General features: G+C 63.3%; 1 protein-coding gene. It reads right to left on the reverse strand.

Going from position 1 to position 1,025, the window contains the following annotated elements; all coding sequences use genetic code 11:
* A partial coding sequence (gene ispG / locus ACFC09_RS46090) for a flavodoxin-dependent (E)-4-hydroxy-3-methylbut-2-enyl-diphosphate synthase (RefSeq protein WP_376539214.1) occupies window positions 1-1,025 on the reverse strand: 1,025 nt, incomplete at both ends.

Genomic DNA, 1,025 nt, shown 5'->3' on the forward strand with positions numbered 1-1,025 from the left:
GCGCCCTCGGCCTCCATCTGCTCGGCGAGCTTCATCGCCTCTTCGATCAACGTCTCCACGATCTTCGACTCGGGAACCGTCTTGATCACCTCACCCTTGACGAAGATCTGCCCCTTCCCATTACCCGACGCAACCCCCAGATCCGCCTCACGCGCCTCACCAGGACCATTCACCACACACCCCATCACCGCCACCCGCAACGGCACCTCCATCCCCGTCAGCCCCGCCGTGACCTCCTCCGCCAACTTGTACACATCCACCTGCGCCCGACCACACGACGGACACGACACGATCTCCAGACCCCGCTGCCGCAGATTCAACGACTCCAGAATCTGAATACCGACCTTCACCTCCTCCACCGGAGGCGCCGACAACGACACCCGGATCGTGTCCCCGATCCCCTGCGACAACAACGCACCGAAAGCCACCGCCGACTTCACCGTCCCCTGGAAAGCCGGCCCCGCCTCCGTCACACCCAGATGCAACGGATACTCACACTGCTCCGCCAACTGCCGGTACGCCTCGATCATCACCACCGGATCGTTGTGCTTCACCGAGATCTTGATGTCCCTGAAACCATGCTCCTCGAACAACGACGCCTCCCACAGCGCCGACTCCACCAGAGCCTCCGGCGTCGCCTTCCCGTACTTCTGCAACAACCGCCGGTCCAAAGACCCCGCATTCACCCCGATCCGGACCGGCGTCCCACGGTCCGCCGCAGCCCGCGCGATCTCCCGCACCTGATCATCGAACTTCTTGATATTGCCCGGATTCACCCGCACCGCCGCACACCCGGCATCGATCGCCGCGAACACATACTTCGGCTGGAAATGAATATCCGCGATCACCGGAATCTGCGACTTACGCGCGATCACCGCCAACGCATCCGCATCATCCTGCGTCGGACACGCCACCCGCACGATCTGACAACCCGACGCCGTCAACTCCGCGATCTGCTGCAACGTCGCACCGACATCCGACGTACGCGTCGTCGTCATCGACTGGACCGAGACAGGCGCGTCCCC

The organism is Streptomyces sp. NPDC056161 (genome assembly GCF_042268025.1).
Taxonomy (GTDB): domain Bacteria; phylum Actinomycetota; class Actinomycetes; order Streptomycetales; family Streptomycetaceae; genus Streptomyces.